The sequence below is a fragment of the Streptomyces sp. NPDC042336 genome (assembly GCF_055581985.1).
Genome location: NZ_JBVJEA010000002.1, coordinates 142,901 through 165,257, shown reverse-complemented (window position 1 = coordinate 165,257; position 22,357 = coordinate 142,901). Strand labels below are relative to the sequence as shown.

Sequence of the window (22,357 nt, the reverse complement as noted above, 5' to 3'; positions counted from 1 at the left end):
CGGCCCTCCCCTCCACCCCACAACCCCGTGCCCTCAGGGCCGGAAAGGACACACCATGAACAGCTCGACACGCCTCACAACGCTCACCGGGACGGCCCTCGCCCTGACGGCGGCCATGGCGCTGACCGCCTGCGGCGGCGACGACGCCTCGTCCGACGCCGAGCCGCGGAAGCAGACGAAGACCAGCGAGGCCGCCGCGGTGAGGAATCCGCTCGTCGCCTCCTACGACGGGGGACTGTACGTCCTGGACGGCGAGACACTGAGGCTGGCGAAGACCGTCGAGCTGCCCGGATTCAACCGGGTCAACCCGGCGGGCGACGAGGACCATGTCATCATCTCCACCGACAGCGGCTTCCGCGTGTTCGACGCGGCCCGGCAGACCTTCACGGACGCCGAGTTCAAGGGCTCGAAGCCCGGTCACGTCGTGCGGCACGGCGGCAGGACGGTGCTGTTCACCGACGGCACGGGCGAGGTGAACGCCTTCGACCCCGCGGACCTGGCCGACGGGAAGCAGCCGCGGGGCCGGGCCTACACCTCCGCCGAGCCCCACCACGGCGTCGCCATCGAACTGGCCGACGGCGAACTCGTCACCACCCTGGGCACCGAGGAGAAGCGCACCGGCGCGATCGTCCTGGACCGCGACAACAAGGAGACCGCGCGCGCCGAGAACTGCCCGGGTGTCCACGGAGAGGCCGCCGCCGAGGGCGAGGTGGTCGGTCTCGGCTGTGAGGACGGCGTCCTGCTCTACAAGGACGGCCGGTTCACCAAGGTCGACGCCCCCGGCGACTACGCCCGCACCGGCAACCAGGCCGGCAGCGACGCCTCCCCGATCCTCCTGGGCGACTACAAGACCGACCCCGAGGCGGAACTGGAGCGGCCGACCCGCATATCGCTGATCGACACCCGTACGGCGAAGATGAAGCTGGTCGACCTGGGCACCAGCTACTCCTTCCGCTCGCTCGCCCGCGGCCCCCACGGCGAGGCCCTGGTGCTCGGCACCAACGGTGTCCTCCACGTCATCGACCCGGAGACCGGAAAGGTGGAGAAGAAGATCGAAGCGGTCGGCGACTGGACGGAGCCCCTGGACTGGCAGCAGCCCAGGCCCACCCTGTTCGTCCGCGACCACACGGCGTACGTCTCCGAGCCGGGCAAGCGTCGACTGCACGCCTTCGACCTCGACTCGGGGCAGAAGGTGAGGTCCGTGACGCTGCCGAAGGGCACCAACGAACTGTCCGGCACGGTGGCCGGTCACTGACCGGCCCGCTCGTACTACCGAGGGGTGGCCGGCTGCGGGCTGCGGAGGACCAGCAGGGTGATCTCGCTGGGGGCGAAGACGCGGAACGGCGGGCCCCAGAAGCCGGTGCCGCGGCTGGTGTAGAGGAGGGTGCGGGCGCCGTGTCGGCTGAGGCCGGCCAGGGCGGGCTGGTCGAGCCGGACCAGGTGGTGGAAGGGCCAGATCTGGCCGCCGTGGGTGTGGCCGGAGAGCTGGAGGTCGACGCCGGCGGCTGCCGCCCGGTCGACGAACGCGGGCTGGTGTGCCAGGAGCAGGACCGGGAGGTCGGGGTCGGCGCCGCTCAGGGCTCCGGCGAGGTGGGCGCGGTGACCCGCAAGACCGGACGATTCGGCGGTGACGTCGTCCACGCCGGCGACCACGAGGGTGTCACCGCCGCGTTCGAGCAGCAGATGGCGGTTGCGCAGCGGCTCCCAGCCCAGCTCGTCCATCAGGTCGACCCAGCCCTGGGCCTCGCTGTAGTACTCGTGGTTGCCGGTGACGTACACACGGGCACGGGTGGCCTGGACGGTGCCCAGGGGGGCGGCCTGGGCGCGGCGTCGTTCGGCCGTGCCGTCCGCGATGTCGCCGGTGTGGCAGACCAGGTCGGCCTCCAGGGTGTTCACCGTCTCGCACACCCGTGCCGACCAGCGGGCGCGGTCCAGTGGACCGTAGTGGGTGTCCGTGATGAGGACGACCCGGGTGCCGTCCAACCCGGCACCCAGCCGGGGGAGCCGTACGTCGAGCCGGCGCACACGTGGCACGCGGCGGGCCTCGGCGTACCCCCGGATGAGCAGTACGGCGCTCACGCCGAGGACGGCCCAGGTGACGATCCGGGCCCGGTCCTGACCCGCACCGACGCCGGCCACGGCCAGGACGAGCCGCAAGAAAACGCCGAGCAGGACGGACCAGGTGAACAGGACCCAGCTGGTGCCCAGCAGCGTGTCACCGATGATCGCCGCCCGGTCCTGCTGGCGCCGGCCGTGCCCGCGCACCATGGCGAGCGGCATGCCTACGAGGCCGGCGGCGAACAGGGCGGTGCCGGCCAGCGTGACGGGCAGCGGCCAGTGCTGCCCGGCGTGCAGCAGCACCCAGCAGGGCACGGCCCACAGCAGAACGGGGGCGAGCAGGGGGACGTAGCGCATCAGGCGGTGCACCCGGCTCTGCCGCGGCGCTCCCGACTCCCCCTCGGCGGGCCGGGTGCTGCTGGTGTTGGTCACGCTTCCCCTCCTTCACCGCGCTGCGGTCCCGCGCACTGTATCCGGTCGCCCCCGCACCGGCCGGACCGGTCCACTCGTAGGGCGGTGCCCGGGCGAGGAGTCCGGCACCTGAAGCACCACGTCATCCAGGCAACCGGTTCCTCACGCGCGGGGCGAGTCACTGACAAGGGGTGTACCGGCAGTACATCCCTATGGCCGCCCGCGGGACGTACCGTCGAAGACATGGACAATCGTGCGGAGGTCCGCGAGTTCCTCACCTCGCGGCGCGCCAGGATCACCCCCGAGCGGGCCGGCCTGCCTTCCGGCACCCGGCGACGCGTGCCGGGCCTGCGTCGCAGCGAGGTCGCGGCGCTGGCCGACATGAGCGTGGAGTACTACGCGAAACTGGAGCGCGGCAACCTCGCCGGCGTCTCCCCTGGCGTCCTCGAAGCCCTGGTGCGCGCCTTGCAGCTCGACGACGCCGAGCGCGCCCACCTGGTGAACCTGGCCCAGGCCGCCGACGGCTCCGACGCCCTCACCCGCCCCCGCCGCCGGCGTACCGGCAACCAGTGGACGCCGCACCGCAGCCTGCAGTGGACACTCGACGCGATCACGGCCGGACCCGCGTTCGTCCGCAACGGCCGGATGGACATCCTCGCCGCCAACGCGCTCTCCCGCGCCTTCTACGCCGACATCTACGCCACGCCGGGCAACCAGGAGAACCTGGCCCGCTTCAACTTCCTCGACCCCGCCTCGCGGCGCTTCTACCCGGAGTGGGACGCCTTCGCCGACGTCGCCGTGGCCATCCTGCGCACCGAGGCCGGCCGCAACCCGCACGACAAGGACCTGCACGACCTGGTCGGGGAGCTGTGCACCCGCAGCGACGAGTTCCGTACCCGGTGGGGTGCGCACAACGTCCGCCACCACGGCACCGGCACCAAGCGCTTCCACCACCACGCCGTCGGCGACCTCACCCTCGCCTTCGAGGGCCTGGAGCTGGCGGCCGCACCGGGCCTCACCCTCACCGTCTACACCGCCGAACCCGGCTCGGCCTCCGAAGAGGGCCTGCGCCTCCTCGCCTCCTGGGCCGCCACCCGGGAAGCCGCCCCGGAGACGGAACGCTCCGCGGCCGGCTGACCGCTGTCGGCGCCGGGTCCCGCGCCCTCAGACGTGCCGGGCGGGGGGAAAGCCCGTCCAGCGCAGCTCGGCGGGCAGGTGGCGCATGTCGTTGGTCAGGAGGACGCAGGCCGCTCGGCCGGGCGCGTAGCGGATGACGGTGAGCGCCGCGTTGGCGTGGTCGAGGCCGAGCCACCGCCACTTCGGTGCGTGCATGGCGTCGCGGACGAGCCAGGCGATGAGGAAGTTGTGGGTGACGACCAGCTCGTGCCGGTCCTCGGCGCAGTCCGTCACCGCCCCCGTGAAACGGCGCAGCGCCTGACGGGCGAGCGCCGGTCCGCGTTCGCGTTCCTCGTCCGTGGCACCGGCGAGGAAGCCGAGGTAGTGGTCCGCCGACTCGGCCGGGAGCTCCTGCCGTTGCGGTACGTGGGGCACCTAGTCGCCGGCGCTCTCCGAAACGCGCGCAGTGACACCCTCCAGTTCGTCCGCGACCAGGCGCGCGGTCTCCGCCGCCCGCGGCAGGGGGCCGTGGTGGACGGCGGTCAGGGGAACGTCGCGCAGGCGCCGGCCGAGCAGGGTGGCCTGCCGCCGGCCGGCGTCCGTCAGCGTGCTCTCGTCCGGCGAGGCCTCGCCGTGCCGCGCGAGATAGAGGTAGCGGGTGGCAGTGCCGGTCATCTCGGGCTCCTCGGGGCGCACTGGCGATCTTGTGCTGCCACGGACGCCGGTCCCGTGCGCCCTGGTTCCCTGCCCGCCGCGTCGCCCTGGTTCCCTGCCCGCCGCGTCAGCGCACGACCTCGGCCCAGACCACCTTGCCGGTGTCCGTCCAGCGCACTCCCCACCGGCTGGTGAGCCGGTGCACCACGTGCAGGCCCCGGCCCCCGTCGTCGAGGAGCCCGCCCCGGCCCAGCCGCGGTCTGCCGTTGCCGGTGTCGCCGACCTCGCACAGCAGTCCTGGACCGGCCCTGATCAGCCGTACCGTGATCGGGCCGCCGGCGAACCGGACCGCGTTGGTGACCAGCTCGCTGACCAGGAGCAGCACACTGTCGCGGGCGCTGTCCCTGGTGCGCCACTGCCGCAGCAGCGCGGAGACCAGCGCGCGGGCCCGCGCGGCCGCGTCGTCGCGGGCGGGCAGCCGCCAGGTCGCGGTGTCCCCCTTGCGGTAGCCGATCATGCGCGCGAGCAGCAGGGTCACGTCGTCGCGCTGGCGCGCCGGCATCACCTCGGAGACCACCCGCCGCGCTGCCTGCTGCAGCGTGTCCCAGGGGTGCACCGCGGACACCGCGTCCGCCAGCCTGCCGATGCCCTCGTCGATCGGCACGGCCGGGTCCTCCACCAGACCGTCGGTGTAGAGGGCGAGCAGAGAGCCCGGGGGTGCGGCGAACGCGTGCACGCCGAACGGCTCCCGCAGTGCGAACTCCGCTCCCAGACCGGGGTGCGGGCGGACCGGGAGGGGGCCGGCGTGTCCGTCCGGCGTGACCAGGATCGGGGGCAGGTGGCCGGCGCTGGACAGCGTCACCCGGTGGCTGACGGGGTCGTAGACGGCGATGCAGCAGGTCGAGCCGAGGGCGCTGTAACCGGCCGCCAGTCCGGACTCCGAGTCGTCCAGCAGCGTCACGGTGTCGTCCAGGTGCTCCAGCACCTCGTCCGGTGCCAGGCCGGCGGAGAGCAGCGCGCGGGCCTCCATGCTCAGCTGGCCCATGGTCGCCGCCGCCCCCAGTCCGTGCCCGACGACGTCACCGACGACCAGCGCGGTACGGCCGTCCGGCAGCGGGAAGCTGTTCACCCAGTCACCGCCGACGCCCGCGCTGTCGGGGGTGGTGGGCTGGTAGACGCTGGCGGTCTGGACGGTTCCGCCGGCCGAGCGCGGCAGCAGCCGGCGCTGGAGGGCCAGCACCTGGGTGTGCTCGCGCTGGTGCTGGCGGGCCAGGTCCACGTGGTGGGAGGTCCTGGCGACCAGTTCCTGGAGGTCGAGCAGCTCGCTGTCGGCGAAGGGGCGGTCCGCCCGCCGCCAGACCTCCGCCACGCCCAGGACGACCGGCGGATCGCCCTCCAGCACCAGCGGTACGCACGCCACACCCGCCGACCGGTCCCCGGGCACCAGGGCACGCACCAGCCGCGGGCTGCCGAGCACCCGCTCGATCGCCTCCCGGTCGGGCAGGACGATGGACTGCGGGGCGTCGGCGCGCCGTATCGCCTGCGACAGCAGGCGGCTCGCGTCGCTGGGAAGATCCTCGCCGAGGGTCACATAGCCCTCGGGCCACGCGCGGTCCGGCACCAGGGCGGCCCGCCGCAGCCGGATGCGGCCCTGCGCCCGCTCGGTGACGCCCTCGCCCGTCCACACGGCGAAGTCGAGGTCGACGGCGGCCACGTCCCCCCACGCCAGCAGGGACTCCGCCAGCGACTGCGCTGTCTCGCCGATGTCCAGCGAGGTGCCGATCGCGGTCTCGGCGGCGTACAGGTGCAGCCTCCTGGCCATGGCGATCACGGAGACCGTCAGACCCTCCTGGGGCGCCGCCGCGGGCAGGATGCTCATCGAGACCACCAGCTCCGACCCGTCGCGGCGGCGCAGCCGCTGGACCCGGGCCACGTGGGCCTCGCCGGTCTCGAGGACCTGGCGCAACCGCCGGGTGACCGTCGGTACGTCACCCTGGGGCAGGAGATCGACGAACGGGCTCCCGACCACGGCGTCCAGTCCCGCGAAGACGGGGGCGTCGAGGTTGCTCCGGGTGACTCTCAGCTCCCGGTCCAGATTGACCGCACCGAGGATCTGCTCCGGTCGGCCCCCTGCAGGATGGTCGTGCTCCGGTTGATCGCCGCCGGGGTCCCCCTGCGACTCGGCGGAACCGGCCGCCGCCGCTCCGCCATGCGGGATGTACTGCCCCAGAGCGCTGCTGACCAGGTCGAACGGCGACGAGGACGACGGGGAGGGTGTGGAGTCCATGCGGCTCCCTCAGCTCGCTCGCCAACCCCGGCACAGTGCCGGGGCCGTACTCGAACCCGTGCGGATGAGCCCCCGAGGATCCCGACCGCACACCCCATTCAATAACACCGGCGCACGCTTCGCCCACACCAGCGGAGTGCACGCTGATCACGCAAGGTGACCGAGCGGCCCCTGGAGCCACTCCCCTTCCAGGGCGGTGGCCGTGAGGCCGGGGGCGGCCGCGTAGAGGACGGCACGGCTGCCCGCCTTCTGCCCGGCGTCGTGCGCCCGGCGCAGGATGTCGAACACGGCGGCGCCCCCGCGGTTGCCGCTGGTGTAGCTGTCCCGGCTGTACTCCAGGAGCCCCGACGGCCACTCCTCGGGCATCGTCTGCTCCATGTACTCCAGCACCCGGGTTCCGCCGGGGTGCGCGAGCAGGACGTCGGGGTGCCAGGAGGCGGGGTCGTCCTCGTAGCGGGCACGGAGCCACTCCCACATCGCGGTGACCGTGTCCTGCACCGCCCGCGGCCCGCGCCGGTCCATCACGAAGTGGGTGCCGTCCGCCCGCGTCTCCAGGCGGTGCAGGTCCCGTGTGCCCGGCAGGGTGTGGTGCCAGGAGGCGTCCAGCCGGAGCACCGACTCGCGCCGCGGGCGGCCGGTGACCACGGCGGCGACCGCGGTGTCCGCGAACAGCAGCCGGACGATCAGGGACTCCAGGGTGTCGTCGGCGGGCTGGTAGGTCGTACTCAGCGCCTCGGAGATCACCACCAGGACCACCCGGTCGGGGTCCGCGGCCACGAGGTCCGCCGCCAGCGCCAGGGAGCGGGTCCCGGCCACGCAGGCCCACTGGGTGGCCGGCAGCAGCATGGCATCGCCGCGCAGCGGCAGCCGGTTGGCCAGGGCCACGTCCAGTCCGGGCAGGGCCGGGGTGGTGGAGTTGCTGGTGATCAGGCAGTCGACGTCCGCGGCGTCCAGCCCGGCGATCTGCAGGGCCCCGCGGGCCGCACGTTCCCCGTAGGACTGGACGGCCTCCCAGGCAGGGGCGGTGCGTTCCTGGACGGTCTGCGGCGCGGGTACCGCCCCGAGGGCGGCGATCGCGCGCTCCGCCTCCTGTTCGGTGAACCCGTCGCGGGCCAGCGCCTGCCGGGCGGCCCCGAGGTCGGCGGTCCCCAGGGCGCCGCCCTCGCCGGGCGCGACGGCGGCCTCCAGGGGAAGCATCCAGCCGCGGGTCCCGATGCCCGTACTGGCCGCGATGCCGTCGATCCGCGTCGCCCACGCCGCGTCCGGGTGCCGGTCGCGCACTTCCGCCACGATCTCGCTGGTCTTCACGGAGTGCTCGCCGTGTATCACGGCGGGAGCGCACAGGTATGCGGCCACGATGGGCACCTTTCTGCGGGGAGGGGCAAGGCGGGGGAGGGGCAAGGCGGGGGAAGGATGGGCGCCACGAGTGCTGTGGCACGGCTCACTTGACTGTGTGGCGGCCAAGTCGACGGCGGTACGCGCGACTTCGCGCGGCGCCTCGCACATCGAGCATGACGGCGAAAAGGGCATTTGTGCAGTGACCCACGCAACTTGGTCAGGCGTGGGATGCGTGAGACGGCGCACACGCCGAGGGCCGTCCGGACGGCGGACGGTGGCGCCCGGTTCTACCGGCCGGGGCGGTGAAGTGCCGTGATACCGGCCAGGACGAGGGTGATTCCGGCGAGGAACTGCTCGCGGTCGTCGTGGCCGCGCACCTGGTCCGCCACGGCCCGGGTGAACGGGTACTCGTCCGGGTCGAGTCCTTCCCAGGCCGTCGACACGGTGTCCAGGAACTCGTCACGGTCCACGTCGCGCCCCGACGGGCCGGCGCTCACGGCGCCCGTGGAGTTCGCGGCGTTCTGGCCGGCGGCGCCGAGGATGTAGTGCATCAGAGCCGAGGACGCCGTGAACCAGTGCGCCTCGGGGACGCCCATCGCCCGGACCTGGCGGCCGAGGCTCTCGAAGATCCGGGGCGCCACCGTCCCCCAGGGGGTGCGGGACAGCTGCGTCGCGAGCTGCGTGGCCAGCCACGGGTGCGCTTCGGTCGCGTCGAACAGGCCGAGCGCCACGGCGCGGATCGCGTCCTCGGGCGCGTCGGCGGTGCCGGCGGCGTCGACGGTCACGGCGGCGGTGACGACCGCGTCCGTGGCGGCGGCGAGCAGTTCCGCCTTTCCTGTGATGTGCCAGTAGATCGCCCCGGGGCCGGTCGAAAGGCGCTCGGCCAGGGCGCGGAAGGTGAGGCCGCGCTCTCCCACGGTGTCGAGGAGTTCGACGGCGGCCCCGACGATGCGCTCCCGCGAGAGGGGTTCCTGCCGCCGTTCCGGGCGGCGCGACCTGGTTGCCATGGGTCTCATCCTAGACCTCCTGGAACGTCGTTCCAGCTTGACATGCGATGGAACGGCGTTCCACCCTGGATGTGCTGGAACGTTGTTCCAGTCTCTGTCGGTCCTTGCCGGCCCCGGCCCCGGGGGCGGCGATCAGGAGGTTCGCACCATGACCACGCACGTCACGATCGTCGGTGCCGGACTGGGCGGCCTCACGCTCGCCCGTGTCCTGCACGTCCACGGGATCCCGGCCACAGTCCACGAGGCCGAGACCTCGCCCACGGCCCGCGCCCAGGGCGGGATGCTCGACATACACGCCGGCAACGGCCAGCCCGCCCTTCGGGCCGCGGGGCTGTTCGAGGAGTTCCGCGGTCTCGTACTGGAGGGCCGTCAGGCGGCGCGGGCCCTCGCGCCGGACGGGACGGTCCTGTACGAGGAGGGCGACGACGGCACGGGCGGCCGCCCCGAGGTGATGCGCGGCGAACTGCGGCGGATGCTGCTCGACTCGCTCCCGGCCGGCACCGTCCGCTGGGGCCACAAGGTCCGGGCCGCCCGCTCCCTCGGCGACGGCCGCCACGAGGTGGCGTTCGCCGACGGCACCTCCGTCGTCACGAGCCTGCTGGTCGGCGCGGACGGCGCGTGGTCCCGGGTGCGGCCGCTGGTTTCCGGTGCCATGCCCGAGTACGTCGGCATGTCGTTCGTCGAGACGTGGATGTTCGACGCCGACGTCAGGCACCCGGCCACCGCGAAGGCGGTCGGCGACGGTGCGATGTTCGCCCTCGCGCCCGGGAAGGCGATCCAGGCCCACCGGGAGACCGGAGGGACCCTGCACGCCTATGTGGCCCTGCGCAAATCGCGGGAGTGGTTCGACGGCGTCGACCTCGCCGGGGCGACGGGCGCGGCGCGGGTGGCGGGGGAGTTCGCCGGGTGGGCACCGGAGTTGACCGCGCTGATCACCGACGCCGACACCGCGCCGGTCCTGCGTCCGCTGCACACCCTCCCCGCCGCGCACCGGTGGGAGCGGGTGCCGGGAGTGACCCTGCTTGGCGACGCGGCCCACCTCATGCCCCCGTCCGGCGAAGGGGCCAACCTGGCCATGTACGACGGCGCCGAACTCGGCCGGGCCCTCGCCGCGCACCCCGGTGACACGGAGGCCGCGCTCGCCGCGTACGAACGGGACCTGTTCCCGCGTGGTGCGGCGGAGGCCGCCGACGCGTCCCGGCTGCACGCGCTGATGTACGGCGACGACGCGCCGTACGGTCTGATCGACATGTTCGCCGGACAGGAGTAGGCGGGCGGTGCGGCGGTCCCGGGCGGGTGGCGAGCGCCCGGGACCGGTCGGGCGCGCCCGGGTTCAGGCGGACGTCGGCGTGTCCGTGGGCAGTGTCCGGGTGGCCCGTTCGCCGCCGTCATCCCGCCGCGGGCGGAGGCGGGAGGCCAGGCTCCAGCGGCCCGGACCGACGGCGGCGACCAGGAGGAAGGACCAGCAGAACATGGCCGCCGACTCCCCGCCGTTCTCGATGGGGAAGAGCCCGTCGGGCTGGTGTTCCACGAAGTAGGCGTACGCCATGGACCCGGAGCACAGGACGGCCGCGGTGCGGGTGCCGAGGCCGCACAGCACCAGTGTGCCGCCGGCGAGTTGCACCACGGCGGCCCACCAGCCGGGCCACGCGGCGAAGCCGGGCGCGGCTCCGTGCGGGCCGCCCAGGACGTCGAACAGGGTGGCGGCTCCGTGGCAGGCGAACAGCAGGCCCATGACGATGCGGAAGAGCGCGATCACGTGCTCCCTGCGATTTTCCAGCGCTTCCAACGGTGGTGCTCCTCTCTTGCGCAGCGGCCACGGGTCGGGGACCGGCGGCCGGTGGGGATGGTGCGCGGCACGAAGGCGGGGTCAGAGGGCGTCCCGAGGGAGGGGGGAGACGCACGACCCATTCGACTGTCAACCATCACGCCGACCCTTGTCTAGACCAATAGCGCAACGAGTTGCGCGGTGCGGCCGTCGCGTCAAGTCGGCTCCGTTTCTTGGCGGTTGATGTTGCGCCGGCGCTTGACCGGACCAGTGCGCCGAGTGACCGGCGAGAAGCCCGGCACCACCGGCGGGTGGGGCGTCCGGGAAGCCCTCGGAGCCTGCGCTGCCGCGTGACGAACGGGTCCCGTTTTCCGGAAAGCCGGTAAAATAATTCGAAAGCGGAAAGGGGGCCGCGATGGATCCGTGGCTGATCTGGCTGATCGTTTCGGCGGTCCTGATCGTGGCGGAGATCTTCACCCTGACCGCCGCGCTCGGAATGCTGGGAGTGGCCGCGCTGATCACTTCCACCACCGCGGCGGCGGGTCTTTCCACGCCCTTTCAATTCCTCGTTTTCACGGTCGTCTCCGCGGTCACCCTCCTCTTCCTCCGCCCCGTCGCGCTGCGTCACCTCGTCCAGCCCGAGACCAAGCGCTTCGGCGTCGACGCCCTGATCGGCCAGGCCGCCTACGTCGTCTCCGACGTGACCGGAAGGGAAGGCAGGGTCCGCATCGGCGGTGAGGAATGGACGGCCCGCTCCTACGACGAGACGCTGGTGATTCCCCGGGGTGCGACCGTCGACGTCCTGGAGATCAGCGGCACCACCGCATTCGTCTATCCCCGGGAGTGACCATGGAAGCCTCGGCGTTCCTCATCGCCGGTGTGATCGTCGCGCTGCTCGCCGTCTTCACCGTGGTACGGGCGGTGCGCATCGTGCCGCAGGCCCGCGCCCGCAACGTCGAACGGCTCGGCCGTTACCACCGCACGCTGAAACCCGGACTCAGCGTCGTCATTCCGTATATCGACCGGGTCTATCCGGTGATCGACCTGCGTGAACAGGTGGTCTCCTTCAAGCCCCAACCGGTCATCACCGAGGACAATCTGGTCGTCGAGATCGACACCGTGCTGTATTTCCAGGTCACGGACCCACGCGCGGCCTTCTACGAGATCGCGAACTTCCTCCAGGCGGTCGAGCAGCTCACCGTCACCACCCTGCGCAACGTCGTGGGATCCATGGACCTGGAGAAGACCCTCACCTCGCGCGACACCATCAACAGCCAATTGCGCGGAGTGCTGGACGAGGCCACCGGCAAATGGGGGCTGCGGGTGAACCGGGTGGAGATCAAGGCGATCGATCCGCCGCAGTCCATCAAGGACGCCATGCAGAAGCAGATGCGGGCCGAGCGGGACAAGCGGGCCGCGATCCTCGGCGCCGAGGGCCAGCGTCAGTCGCAGATCCTCACCGCCGAGGGCGACAAGCAGGCCGCCGTCCTGCGCGCCGAGGGCAACCGCACCGCCGAGATCCTCAAGGCGGAGGGACAGTCCCGGGCCATCGACGAGGTCTTCCAGGCCGTGCACCGCAACGACCCCGACCCCAAGCTCCTCGCCTACCAGTACCTCCAGGTGCTGCCCCAGCTGGCACAGGGCTCGGGCAGCACGTTCTGGGTCATCCCCAGCGAGGTCACCTCCGCGCTCCAGGGGGTGTCCCGCGCCTTCACCGAAGCGCTGCCGCAGTCGCCGGCCACCCGGGAGAGCCCGTCGTCGGAGGAGGGCGCCGCCCAGGCGGCCAACGACACGGCGCAGGCCGCGGAGGCCGCCGCCCAGGCCCTCGCCGACGCGGCCAAGGCCAACGGCGTGCCCACCGAGGCGATGCGGACCGCCCCCGTGGCCGACGACCGCTGAGAACCGGCACGGCGGCATCGAGCGTAAGGTGAGAGCAGAGAGCCGTTCCATGGGTCTGACGAGCGTGGGTGTGGGCATCATGAGCAGTCACACGCAGAAGGCACGGACGACGCGTACCGCCACGCGGCAGGTCGACGCGCAGTACTCGGACATCTGCCCGTCCTGCGGACACCGCGTCCCCGCCGAGCTCCACCGGCACAAGACGCTGGGGATCAACGTCCCGGTCTGGGTCCCGGGCACCTGCCGGAACCCGGACTGCGCAAAGGCGGGCCGCGACACCGTCAGCCGACGGCAGGGCCCGTGATGGCACGCCCGTCGGCGTCGTAGGGCCAGACGTTGGTGCGGCAGCCGTGCAGGCCCTTGATCTGCTGCATCATCACCGGCGCCGGACGTCCCGCACCGGGGCAGCCCTCATGGCCGTGGCCGAGGAAGTGCCCCACCTCGTGGTTGATGATCAACGCGCGGTACGAGGTCACGTCGTCCGCGTAGTACTGCGTGGCCAGCAGCCACCGTTTGAGGTTGACCATGACGTCCTGGCCCACGTTGCAGTTGACCTCGCCGCCGGTGTCCAGGCCGTACTGCCCGCATATGTCGTCCACCGTCCCCGCCGTGGCGAGCCGTACCCGGAAGTCCGACGCGCCCCCGGACACCCGCCGGAACCCCACCTTCCCGTCGGCCGTCCAGCCCCGTCCGTCGGCCAGGATGCGCTCCACCTCGGCAGCGACGTCCGGTGCCGGGATACCGATGCCGTCCTCGACCTGCACCACGTACGTCAGTGTCCGCTCGCTCCCGCCGACCCGGTCACCGCCGCCGCCCGCGGTGGCGAAGGTCCCTGGTCCGGACGACGGTATCGAGTCGGGGTCCGGCTTCTCCTCCGTCCCCTTCCCGTCCTCCTCCGTCTTCTCCTGCTGCTCCTCCTTCTCCTCTTCTGTCTCTGTCTCCTTCTTCTCCTTCGCCGGCGAGGCCGTCGACCCGTCCTTCGGCTTCTCCTCCGTCCCGCCGGCGCGGGGCGACCCCGGTCCCGGCGCCGACGAGGACGCATCCGCCGTGTCGGTGGAACCGCCGGAGGACTCCGTGGCCCCCTTGAGGGCCAGACCGCCGGCGAGCACCAGGACGGCCCCGGCCGCGAGCCCCGGCCACAGCAGGCGGGACCGGCCGCCGCGGCGGCGGCGCGAGCGGCTGCCGCGGCGGCGGCCCGTGGCGGAGGACGGTGGGGGAGTCGGTCGACGGCGCTCGTTCATGATCACAAAGCGTGCCCCGGGCGTGTGATCGTCCGTGGACGGCTTTTGGACCGCTGTGTAACAGCCGTCACCCACGCGCGGTCCGCCACCCGTGCACGCGCATACTGAGCTGCATGCCACGGGTCCTGATCATCGAAGACGACCGCGCTGTCCGGGACGGCGTGCGACTGGCCCTGCGCCGGCAGGGGCACGAGGTCGCCGCGGCCGCGACCGGCGAGGACGGACTGGAGCAGCTCCGGTCGTTCCGGCCCGACGCGGTGGTCCTCGACCTGATGCTGCCGGGCATGTCCGGCCTGGAGGTGTGCCGCCGCATACGCGCCCACGACCAAGTGCCGATCATCATGGCCACCGCACGCGGCGACGACGCCGACATCGTCGTGGGACTGGAGTCCGGAGCCGACGACTACGTGGTCAAACCGGTCCGCGCCCGCGTACTGGACGCACGCATACGCGCCGTGCTGCGCCGCGTGGGCGGCACGGCGGACGACCAGGGGACACCGCGCACCGAACACCACGGCGACCTGGTCATCGACCGGGCCGGACTGACCGTCACCCACCAGGGGCGCCCCGTCGCCCTCGGCCCCTCCGAACTGCGGCTGCTGCTCACCCTGTCCGCCTCGGCCGGGCAGGTGTTCAGCCGCCAGCAGCTCCTGGAGGCCGTGTGGGAGCACAACTACCACGGGGACGCGCGGCTCGTGGACGCCTGCGTCAAGCGACTGCGGTCCAAGATCGGTGAGCCGCCGGGCAGTCCGCGTTACGTCCACACCGTGCGCGGCTTCGGCTACCGGTTCGGGCCCCGGTGAGAGTTCCCCGGGTGCTGCGGGCGCTGATGGGGCTGCGCCTGCGGCTGGTGGTGACCTTCACCCTCGTCGCGGTCGTGGCCACGGTGACCACCGGCGCGCTGACCTTCCGCGAGGCACGGACCGGGGTCCTGCAGCAGAGCCAGGACACGGTGATCGAGGAGTTCCGGCACCGCGTCGACACCCTGGTGCCCAACTACCGGTTCCCGCCCGACGCGGCCGGCCTGGAGTCGTTCGCCGACGACGTGTCCAGGGGCGGTCGGTCACAGCCGTGGCGGGTGCTGGTCGCCTACCGGGAGGCGAGCGCGACGTCCGTCCCCGGGGACGCCTTCGCGGAACTGTCCCCGGCGATGCGCGAGTCCGTGCGCTCCCGCCGGGCCACCGTGTTCCAGCGGGTGTCGCACGACGGCCGCCCCTCACTGGTCGTCGGCATGCCCGTCACCTTCGCCGGCCAGTACCGCACCGAGCGGCGCGCCTCCGGACTGGAGGTGTACCTCACGGTGCCGCAGCGGGAGGAACAGGGGTACGTCGACGCGCTGGTCACCGCTATCGAACGCGCCACCGTACCGGCCCTGGCCCTGGCCGTCCTGATCGCCCTCCTGGCCGCTCGCGGCGTGCTGCGTCCGGTGCGGGCACTGCGCCGGGCGACCCGCAGCATCGCCGAGGGGCGGCTGGACACCCGGCTCGCGGTACACGGCTCCGACGAACTCGCCGACCTCTCCCGCACCTTCAACGAGACCGCCGCGGCGCTGGAGGGCTCGGTGGCGGAACTGCGGCGCATGGAAGCCGGCGCCCGCCGCTTCGCCGCGGACGTCTCCCACGAACTGCGCACCCCGCTGGCGGCGATGTCGGCGGTCACCGACGTGCTGGACGAGGACGCCGCCGGCCTCGACGAGGACACCGCGACGGCCGTCCGCCTGATCAGCGCGGAGACCACGAAGCTGGCCGCGCTGGTGGACGACCTGATGGAGATCTCCCGGTTCGACGCGGGCGCGGCCGCCCTGCACCTGGACGAGATCGATCTCGCCGAGTCCCTGCGCCGCACGCTCGCCGCCCGAGGCTGGCAGGACACCGTGGAGACCTGCCTGCCGGAGCCGGGCGCGCTGCGCGGCCGCGTCGATCCGCGCCGCCTCGACGTCATCGTGGCGAACCTCGTCGCCAACGCCCTCAGGCACGGCGCGCCCCCGGTCCGCGTGGACCTCCACGCGCGGGACGACCCGCACGCCGGAAGGCAGGCCGTCGTCACGGTTCGCGACGGTGGGGGCGGCATTCCCGAGAGCGTCCTGCCCCATGTCTTCGACCGCTTCTACAAGTCGGCCGACGCCCGCGCCCGCAGCGAGGGCAGCGGCCTCGGCCTGGCCATCACCACGGAGAACGTACGCCTGCACGGCGGCACCGTCCGGGCGGCCAACCACCCGGAGGGCGGGGCCGTCTTCACGGTCGTCCTGCCGCTGCGGCCGGACGCCACGGAGGACCGGGCACCGTCCCCGGCGAAGGAGGACCGCACATGAAAACGTCCGCGCGTGCCTTCCCGCTGCTGCTCGCGGCGCTGCTCCCGCTCTCCGCGTGCGGCATCCCCGAGACCGGAGTGGTCGAGGCGGGCGAACCCGCGACCGGCGTCCTGGACCCGGGCGTCACCTCCGTGCCGTCGGAGTCCGTGCCCGAGGCGGTTCCCCTCGTCACGATCCCGCTCTACTTCGTCGAGGACGGGTCGCTGGCCGCGGTGGACCGCACGGTGCCGGGCTCGACCGACCTCGGCAGCACCCTGCTCATGCTGTTCAAGGGGCCCGACGCCAAGGAGCGCGGGAGGGGGCTGACCACCGAACTGCCGCCCGCCGCCGAGGCTCCCACCATCCGCACCGACGGCACCGGCGTCAACGTCCGGCTGCCGCGGAGCGCGGGGAGTCTCAGCGACACGGCCGTCGACCAACTGGCCTGCACCGTCGCCGTCGCCCGGCTGCGCCAGGACCCGGCACTGGGGAGCGCGCAGGTGACCGTCGAGCAGCCCGGCGGCCGGCTGGCCGGCCGCTCCAGCGAGGACTGCCCGCTCGGCCTGGCCGCCCCCAGGACCCCCCGGGCCCCGGGGACCGCCGACACCGGGGCGGACCCCGGCACAGGCGCCGGCGGAACCGGCGGCTGACGGCTCACCGGCGGCGCCGGACCCGGTTGCGCCAGGTGGCCCATCCGCCGGGCGCCCGGCGGCGGCCTCGGCGTGGTCCTAGGTCTGAGCCCAGGGCGCCTGGGTACTCTCCGCCGCATGGCGGTGGACAGAAGGACCGGGTCGCCGCGCCGGACACCGGCTCGGCAGCGGACGAACCGCACGCTGGGCCGGACGCTGGTGCGGTGGGCCACGACGACCGATCACAAGGTGATCGGCCGTCTCTACCTGGCGACGTCGTTCGGCTTCTTCCTCCTCGGCGGCGTCCTGGCCATGCTGATGCGCAGTGAACTCGCCCGTCCCGGGCTGCAGTTGTTCAGCAACGAGCAGTACAACCAGCTGTTCACCGTGCACGGCACCATCATGATGCTGCTGTTCGCGACCCCGCTGTTCGCCGGGTTCACCAACGTCATCATGCCCCTGCAGATCGGCGCCCCCGACCTGGCGTTCCCCCGGCTGAACGCGCTGTCGTACTGGATGTACCTGTTCGGCGGCCTGATGGTCGTGGCGGGATTCCTGACGCCCGGGGGAGCGGCCTCGTTCGGCTGGTTCGCCTACGCGCCGCTGAACAGCGCCACCTTCAGTCCGGGCCCGGGCGGTGACCTGTGGACGATGGGCCTGGTGGTGAGCGGCGTGTCGACCACGCTCAGCGCCGTCAACTTCATCACCACCATCATCTGTCTGCGCGCCCCCGGTATGACCATGTTCCGGATGCCGATCTTCACCTGGAACATCCTGTTCACGTCGATCCTGGTGCTGCCCGCCTTCCCCGTGCTCACCGCCGCGCTGCTGATGCTCGAGGCCGACCGCAAGTTCGGCGCGCACGTCTTCGACGCGGCGAACGGCGGGGCGCTGTTGTGGCAGCACCTGTTCTGGTTCTTCGGCCACCCCGAGGTGTACATCGTCGCGCTGCCGTTCTTCGGCATCGTCACCGAGATCATCCCGGTCTTCAGCCGCAAGCCGATCTTCGGCTACGTCAGCCTGGTCGGCGCCACCATCGCCATCACCTTTCTCTCCGCGGTGGTGTGGGCCCACCACATGTTCGCCACCGGCGCCGTGCTGCTCCCCTTCTTCTCTCTCATGTCGTTTCTCATCGCCGTGCCGACCGGTGTGAAGTTCTTCAACTGGATCGGCACGATGATCCGCGGCTCGCTCTCCTTCGAGACCCCCATGCTGTGGGCGTGCGGATTCCTGGTGACGTTCCTGCTCGGCGGCATGAGCGGCGTCCTCATCGCCTCCCCGCCCCTGGACTTCCATCTGACGGACTCGTACTTCATCGTCGCCCACCTGCACTACGTGCTGTTCGGCACCGTCGTGTTCGCGATGTTCGCCGGCTTCTACTTCTGGTGGCCGAAGTTCACCGGCAAACTGCTCGACGAACGCCTCGGCAAGATCCACTTCTGGACGCTCTTCGTCGGCTTCCAGACCACCTTCCTCGTCCAGCACTGGCTCGGCGAGCAGGGCATGCCTCGCCGCTACGCCGACTACCTGGCCGCGGACGGCTTCACCACGCTGAACACCATCAGCTCCATCGGCGCCTTCCTCCTCGGGCTGTCCACACTGCCGTTCCTCTACAACGTGTGGCGCACCCGCCAGTACGGCGTGAAGGTCGAGCGGGACGACCCCTGGGGCTACGGCCGTTCCCTCGAATGGGCCACCAGCAGCCCGCCGCCGCGCCACAACTTCACGTCGCTGCCCCGGATCCGCTCCGAGTCCCCGGCGTTCGACCTGCACCACCCCGACATCACCCGACACGACCAGAGGCATGTGCAGTGAGGACCGAATCCCGTCTGTTCACCGGTGTCGCGGTCTTCTTCGGCGCCGAGGCGGCGCTCTACGGCTGGTGGTCGCGCGAGCCCGCCGGCACCGCCGCCCTCGTCCTCGCCTTCCTCATGGCCTCACTCGTCGCGTTCTTCCTGCGCGTGCAGTACCGCAAGCGCGGTCTGCGGGCGCAGGACCGCGGTGAGGGCGAGGTCGTGGACACCGCGGGTCCGCTCGACTTCTTCCCGCCGCGCAGCGCCTGGCCGATCTCCATCGCGCTGGCCGCCGTGGTGCTCGCGTTCGGCATCGTCTTCGGCCTGTGGCTGGCGCTGATCGGCTTCGGCCTGCTCGCCATGGGGGTCGGCGGACTGGTCTTCCAGTACGCCGACCGGGGCGTTCAGCGCTCCGGTTCGCCCGAGTGGGCGTCCCGTTCCGCGGCTTCCGCCCGCGCCGTCGCTCCCGGCGCCGACTCCCGCTCCGGCTCCTCGACGTCGACCCGGTCGCCGTAGTACCACTCGCTGAGCGTCGCCCGCAGCCGGCCCACATGAGGGGCGTCGCCCTCCTTCGGGGACGGCGCGAGCGGCTCGGGCTGCCTGCGGGCCAGCAGTACGTAACGCTCCTCGGGGTCGAGGGGACCATGGCTCTCGGCGTAGCCGCCCGCGAGGGTCTGGTGCACCTCGCCCGTCTCCTCGCCCTCCGTCAGGCGCTCCAGGTCGTGCTCCTGCAGTGCCAGGCAGACGCGCTTGGCCGCGACGAAGGCCAGCAGCGGCGCCACCACCAGCGAGACGCGGAAGATCCAGGTCAGCAGGTTCAGGGAGACGTGGAAGGTGTGGGCGAGGATGTCGTTGCCGCCCGCCAGCAGCAGCACCGCGTAGAAGACGATCGCGGCGACGCCCAGCCCGGTGCGGACGGGCTTGTCCCGGGGCCGGTCGCACAGGTGGTGTTCCTCGTGATCGCCCGTCACCCACCGCTCGAAGAACGGGTAGGCGTACAGCACCGCGAACAGGGCGCCCGGCAGCAGGACCGCCGGCACCAGCACGTTCCACATGACGGTGTGGCCCGCCACCGCCGTCTCGAACGGCGGCATCAGCCGCAGCGAGCCCTCCAGGAACCCGACGTACCAGTCCGGCTGCGAGCCCGTGGAGACGACGTCGGGTCGGTAGGGACCGTACGTCCAGATCGGGTTGATCTCGGCCACCGCCGCCAGCACGGTCAGGAGACCGAAGACCATGAGGAACAGGCCGGTGGAGTTCGTCATGAACTGCGGGAACATCGGCTTGCCCACCGCGTTGCGGTTGGTGCGCCCGCGACCCGCCCACTGGGTGTGCTTCAGGTAGAACACCAGGATCAGATGGAGCGTGACCAGCGCGACCAGCAGTGCGGGGAGCAGCAGGATGTGCACCGAGTACAGCCGGGGCACGATGTCCTGGCCGGGATACTCGCCGCCGAACACGAACATGCTGATGTAGGTCCCCACCACCGGGATGGACAGCATGATCCCCTGCGCGATGCGCAGCCCCGTGCCGGACAGCAGGTCGTCCGGGAGCGAGTAGCCGGCGAAGCCCTCGGCGAGCGCCAGCACGAACAGCGTGAGACCGATCAGCCAGTTGACCTCACGCGGCCGGCGGAACGCTCCGGTGAAGAAAACCCGCAGCAGATGCACTCCGATGGCCGAGAGGAACACCAGGGACGCCCAGTGGTGCAGCTGCCGGATCAGCAGCCCGCCGCGCACGTCGAAACTGATGTCCAGGGTCGAGCGGTAGGCCTCCGACATCCGCAGGCCCAGCAGGGGCTCGTACGAGCCGTCGTAGACGACCTCCGTCATCGAGGGTTTGAAGAACATCGTCAGCCAGACACCGGTCAGCAGCAGCACGACGAAGCTGTAGAGGGCGATCTCGCCCAGCAGGAACGACCAGTGCTCGGGGAAGGCCTTGCGCAGCAGCCCCCCGCCCTCGGAGACGGGCAGCCGCCCGTCGGCCCAGGTGACGGTGTGTTCGCCCGCGTGACGGGCCCGCGCACCGGCGCGGGCCCTTCTCCTCTGCAACAGCACGGCGCATGGGTTCCCCACCGCCGGTGCCGGAAACTACGCCCCGGCTATGTACGGTCACCCTTCGGCTTGCCCCGCTGGTCCGGAGTACCGTGCGGCGGCGGGGAGAACGGCTGCGGCGAGGTCGCGGGCGACACGGGGGAGCCCGTGCGGCCGCGGCCCTGCTCCGGGCGTACGGCACCCGGGTCGCCGGAGGTCGGTTCGGCTCCGGAGCGCAACTGCTCCAGACGGGTGGACAGGATCTCCGTGGCCGGGACGCGGTCGGCGTGCGACCGCTCGTAGGCCAGCAGTTCCTCCACCTCGTCCGCACCCAGCGACCGGATCCGGCTCTCCAGCCCGCCGATCGGCAGATGGTCGTAGTCGGGCAGGGGCAGGGTGGTGCGAGCGGGGTCCGCCATGGTTCTCACTTCCCTCTGTACGGCACCTTGCGCGGGTCAGCGTCCGCCCGGGCCGCCGCTGCCGAAGGAGCCACTGCTGCCCTCGTCCCAGCGGGGCCGCTCCTGGTCGGAGGCGGTACGGCTGCCCTGGTGCCCCATCTCGTGCGGCAGCGTGCGTTCGTCGCTGCGCGGCATCTCGTCGGGCTCACGGCGCTCCCGCTCCTCGTGGACGGGACCGCCGTCGGGCATACGGGGCTGTTCCTCCGGACGCGGGGGCGGCGGCTCCCGGCGCATTTGCCGGCTGCCGAAGGCGAACGCGCCGATCAGCACGGCCACCACCACCACGGCCGCGACGACCAGCCAGATCGCGAGTGCGCCGGAGCCGCCCGCGGCCAGGTCCATCGATGCGTTGGTCATGGAGCGCGGGTACCCCCGGCCCGCGTGATCAACCTGCTCACCGCGACGCTCGCGTCCGCGAACGGTTGGCCTTCCTGATCGCCGCGAGCAGGTCCGCCTTCGACATCTTCGACCGGCCCTCCACGCCCAGGCGCCGGGCGACGCCGTACAGGTGCTCCTTCGACGCCTTCTCGTCGACACCCTCGCCGCTGCGCCCGCCCTGTCCGCGGGGCCGCCCGGACCGGGGGTCGGAGGGGCCCTTGCGGCCGCCCTCCTTGCGCTCCCAGTGGTCGCCGACCTTCTCGTACGTGTGCTTGAGCGCCCCGTAGGCCACCCGGTGCGCCCGCTCGCCCTCGCCGTACTCCTCGACGGCCGAGTCGTGGGCCTTGATCCAGGTGCGCCGGGCCTGAGGCGAGGAGCGTTGCAGAGTCGACGGCAGTTCCTGTCGTCCCGGCATGTCCGTGCACCTCCGTGCGGCGTCGGTCTCATCGCCCCCGCCGGTCGCGGGGGCGGTCCACGGGTGCCCCGCGGACCCACCCGGAAAACGGCTCGCAACCCTTGGAAACACCGGGTCCGGCGGTTTGGCGCCGCAAGCGGCGGCAACCCGCGCGGTGTGACATCGACGACGACTTCCCAGCAGGAACTGTTCCGCTTCCTCGAGGACCGCTTCGCGTGCGCGCAGGCGTGCACCGCGTGCGCGCGGGCGTGCGCCCTGCGGGCGAGTCTCGTGGACCCGGACGGGACCGAGAACCAGGAACTCGTACGGCGCAGGGGCATCATGTGCGCGGAGGTCTGCGACGCGACCTGCCGCGTGCTGTCCGAGCAGAACCAGGTGGACGAGTCCGCCATCGGCGCCCAGCTGGAGTGGTGCCGCCAGGTGTGTCTGGAGAGCGCGCACGTCTTCGACGGCCACCCGGGCGCCGAGGAGAGCGCGCAGGCATGCCGCGACTGCGCCCGCGCCTGCGGAGAGTTCCTCGCCACCCTGCGCTGAGGCCCTGGGAGCGCCACGCGCGACGCGCTAGCCTGCCCGTATGGCGGC

The 22,357-nt window shown here is 72.2% G+C and carries 22 protein-coding genes and 1 pseudogene; 12 read left to right on the top strand and 11 right to left on the bottom strand.

The window, feature by feature from the left end:
- Positions 1 to 55: 55 nt before the first annotated feature.
- The gene (gene aztD / locus ACZ6IM_RS05730; RefSeq protein ID WP_469554455.1) at positions 56 to 1,255 is read left to right on the top strand and encodes a zinc metallochaperone AztD; all 1,200 of its coding nucleotides are present in this window, start codon (positions 56 to 58) and stop codon (positions 1,253 to 1,255) included.
- A 14-nt stretch (positions 1,256 to 1,269) separates the two neighbouring features.
- Here the strand turns inward: aztD and ACZ6IM_RS05725 are convergent, their stop codons facing one another.
- Entirely contained in the window at positions 1,270 to 2,490 is a 1,221-nt protein-coding gene (locus ACZ6IM_RS05725; RefSeq protein WP_469554454.1) for a metallophosphoesterase, read from the bottom strand.
- Positions 2,491 to 2,712: 222 nt separating this feature from the next.
- On the opposite strand from ACZ6IM_RS05725, the gene ACZ6IM_RS05720 reads away from it, so the two are divergent.
- Positions 2,713 to 3,606 carry a helix-turn-helix transcriptional regulator gene (locus ACZ6IM_RS05720; protein WP_052837241.1) on the top strand — a complete coding sequence of 298 codons (894 nt, stop codon included), beginning with the start codon at positions 2,713 to 2,715 and terminating at the stop codon, positions 3,604 to 3,606.
- A gap of 27 nt (positions 3,607 to 3,633) precedes the next feature.
- On the opposite strand, the pseudogene ACZ6IM_RS05715 reads toward ACZ6IM_RS05720, so the two are convergent.
- The 4 genes and pseudogenes from ACZ6IM_RS05715 to ACZ6IM_RS05700 form a co-directional block, all read right to left on the bottom strand.
- Positions 3,634 to 4,260, bottom strand: a pseudogene (locus tag ACZ6IM_RS05715) (histidine phosphatase family protein).
- Positions 4,261 to 4,366: 106 nt separating this feature from the next.
- A complete protein-coding gene (locus tag ACZ6IM_RS05710; RefSeq protein WP_469554452.1) occupies positions 4,367 to 6,526 on the bottom strand; it encodes an ATP-binding SpoIIE family protein phosphatase in 2,160 nt (719 codons plus the stop codon).
- A 147-nt stretch (positions 6,527 to 6,673) separates the two neighbouring features.
- A complete protein-coding gene (locus ACZ6IM_RS05705) occupies positions 6,674 to 7,882 on the bottom strand; it encodes a type III polyketide synthase (RefSeq protein WP_469554449.1) in 1,209 nt (402 codons plus the stop codon).
- Positions 7,883 to 8,151: 269 nt separating this feature from the next.
- Positions 8,152 to 8,871 carry a TetR/AcrR family transcriptional regulator gene (locus tag ACZ6IM_RS05700; RefSeq protein WP_052837244.1) on the bottom strand — a complete coding sequence of 240 codons (720 nt, stop codon included), beginning with the start codon at positions 8,869 to 8,871 and terminating at the stop codon, positions 8,152 to 8,154.
- A 148-nt stretch (positions 8,872 to 9,019) separates the two neighbouring features.
- Between ACZ6IM_RS05700 and ACZ6IM_RS05695 the strand changes: the two genes are divergently transcribed.
- The gene (locus tag ACZ6IM_RS05695) at positions 9,020 to 10,141 is read left to right on the top strand and encodes an FAD-dependent oxidoreductase (RefSeq protein WP_052837245.1); all 1,122 of its coding nucleotides are present in this window, start codon (positions 9,020 to 9,022) and stop codon (positions 10,139 to 10,141) included.
- Between the two features lie 63 nt (positions 10,142 to 10,204).
- On the opposite strand, the gene ACZ6IM_RS05690 is transcribed toward ACZ6IM_RS05695, so the two are convergent.
- A complete protein-coding gene (locus tag ACZ6IM_RS05690; RefSeq protein ID WP_052837246.1) occupies positions 10,205 to 10,660 on the bottom strand; it encodes a DoxX family protein in 456 nt (151 codons plus the stop codon).
- A gap of 394 nt (positions 10,661 to 11,054) precedes the next feature.
- On the opposite strand from ACZ6IM_RS05690, the gene ACZ6IM_RS05685 reads away from it, so the two are divergent.
- The 3 genes from ACZ6IM_RS05685 to ACZ6IM_RS05675 all read left to right on the top strand — a co-directional run bounded on the left by ACZ6IM_RS05685 (position 11,055) and on the right by ACZ6IM_RS05675 (position 12,842).
- Positions 11,055 to 11,486 carry an NfeD family protein gene (locus ACZ6IM_RS05685; protein ID WP_052837247.1) on the top strand — a complete coding sequence of 144 codons (432 nt, stop codon included), beginning with the start codon at positions 11,055 to 11,057 and terminating at the stop codon, positions 11,484 to 11,486.
- A 2-nt stretch (positions 11,487 to 11,488) separates the two neighbouring features.
- Entirely contained in the window at positions 11,489 to 12,538 is a 1,050-nt protein-coding gene (locus ACZ6IM_RS05680; RefSeq protein WP_052837248.1) for an SPFH domain-containing protein, read from the top strand.
- Positions 12,539 to 12,617: 79 nt separating this feature from the next.
- Positions 12,618 to 12,842, top strand: coding sequence for a hypothetical protein (locus ACZ6IM_RS05675; protein ID WP_469554446.1), 225 nt, complete (start codon positions 12,618 to 12,620; stop codon positions 12,840 to 12,842).
- On the opposite strand, the gene ACZ6IM_RS05670 is transcribed toward ACZ6IM_RS05675, so the two are convergent.
- Positions 12,820 to 13,779, bottom strand: a complete 960-nt coding sequence (locus ACZ6IM_RS05670) for a DUF3152 domain-containing protein (protein WP_469554445.1) — start codon at positions 13,777 to 13,779, stop codon at positions 12,820 to 12,822. The two genes, ACZ6IM_RS05675 and ACZ6IM_RS05670, sit on opposite strands and share 23 nt — an antisense overlap.
- Positions 13,780 to 13,892: 113 nt before the next feature.
- Here ACZ6IM_RS05670 and ACZ6IM_RS05665 point away from each other — a divergent pair, with 113 nt between their 5' ends.
- The 5 genes from ACZ6IM_RS05665 (at position 13,893) to ACZ6IM_RS05645 (ending at position 19,007) form a co-directional block, all read left to right on the top strand.
- Entirely contained in the window at positions 13,893 to 14,582 is a 690-nt protein-coding gene (locus tag ACZ6IM_RS05665; RefSeq protein ID WP_052837250.1) for a response regulator, read from the top strand.
- A gap of 26 nt (positions 14,583 to 14,608) precedes the next feature.
- Positions 14,609 to 16,090 carry a sensor histidine kinase gene (locus ACZ6IM_RS05660; RefSeq protein ID WP_052837374.1) on the top strand — a complete coding sequence of 494 codons (1,482 nt, stop codon included), beginning with the start codon at positions 14,609 to 14,611 and terminating at the stop codon, positions 16,088 to 16,090.
- Positions 16,087 to 16,719 (top strand): hypothetical protein, encoded by a 633-nt coding sequence (locus tag ACZ6IM_RS05655; RefSeq protein ID WP_469554443.1) that lies wholly within the window; start codon positions 16,087 to 16,089, stop codon positions 16,717 to 16,719. Before ACZ6IM_RS05660 ends, ACZ6IM_RS05655 begins: the two co-directional genes overlap by 4 nt.
- A 117-nt stretch (positions 16,720 to 16,836) precedes the next feature.
- On the top strand, positions 16,837 to 18,513 hold the full coding sequence (gene ctaD, locus ACZ6IM_RS05650) for an aa3-type cytochrome oxidase subunit I (protein ID WP_469554441.1): 1,677 nt from the start codon (positions 16,837 to 16,839) through the stop codon (positions 18,511 to 18,513).
- Positions 18,510 to 19,007, top strand: a complete 498-nt coding sequence (locus ACZ6IM_RS05645) for a cytochrome c oxidase subunit 4 (protein ID WP_469554440.1) — start codon at positions 18,510 to 18,512, stop codon at positions 19,005 to 19,007. Before ctaD ends, ACZ6IM_RS05645 begins: the two co-directional genes overlap by 4 nt.
- On the opposite strand, the gene qcrB is transcribed toward ACZ6IM_RS05645, so the two are convergent.
- The 4 genes from qcrB to ACZ6IM_RS05625 are packed head-to-tail and all read right to left on the bottom strand — an operon-like array spanning position 18,896 to position 21,775.
- Positions 18,896 to 20,548, bottom strand: coding sequence for a cytochrome bc1 complex cytochrome b subunit (gene qcrB / locus ACZ6IM_RS05640; RefSeq protein ID WP_052837253.1), 1,653 nt, complete (start codon positions 20,546 to 20,548; stop codon positions 18,896 to 18,898). The genes ACZ6IM_RS05645 and qcrB overlap by 112 nt on opposite strands.
- A 44-nt stretch (positions 20,549 to 20,592) precedes the next feature.
- Positions 20,593 to 20,943 (bottom strand): DUF8129 domain-containing protein, encoded by a 351-nt coding sequence (locus ACZ6IM_RS05635; RefSeq protein WP_469554438.1) that lies wholly within the window; start codon positions 20,941 to 20,943, stop codon positions 20,593 to 20,595.
- 36 nt (positions 20,944 to 20,979) lie between these two features.
- Positions 20,980 to 21,339: a DUF6479 family protein gene (locus ACZ6IM_RS05630; protein WP_469554436.1), complete on the bottom strand. Its 360-nt coding sequence runs from the start codon at positions 21,337 to 21,339 to the stop codon at positions 20,980 to 20,982.
- Between the two features lie 37 nt (positions 21,340 to 21,376).
- Complete coding sequence (locus ACZ6IM_RS05625; protein WP_052837256.1) at positions 21,377 to 21,775, bottom strand: ChaB family protein; 399 nt, start codon at positions 21,773 to 21,775, stop codon at positions 21,377 to 21,379.
- 156 nt (positions 21,776 to 21,931) lie between these two features.
- Between ACZ6IM_RS05625 and ACZ6IM_RS05620 the strand changes: the two genes are divergently transcribed.
- Positions 21,932 to 22,309, top strand: coding sequence for a four-helix bundle copper-binding protein (locus ACZ6IM_RS05620; RefSeq protein ID WP_052837257.1), 378 nt, complete (start codon positions 21,932 to 21,934; stop codon positions 22,307 to 22,309).
- Positions 22,310 to 22,357: the final 48 nt, after the last annotated feature.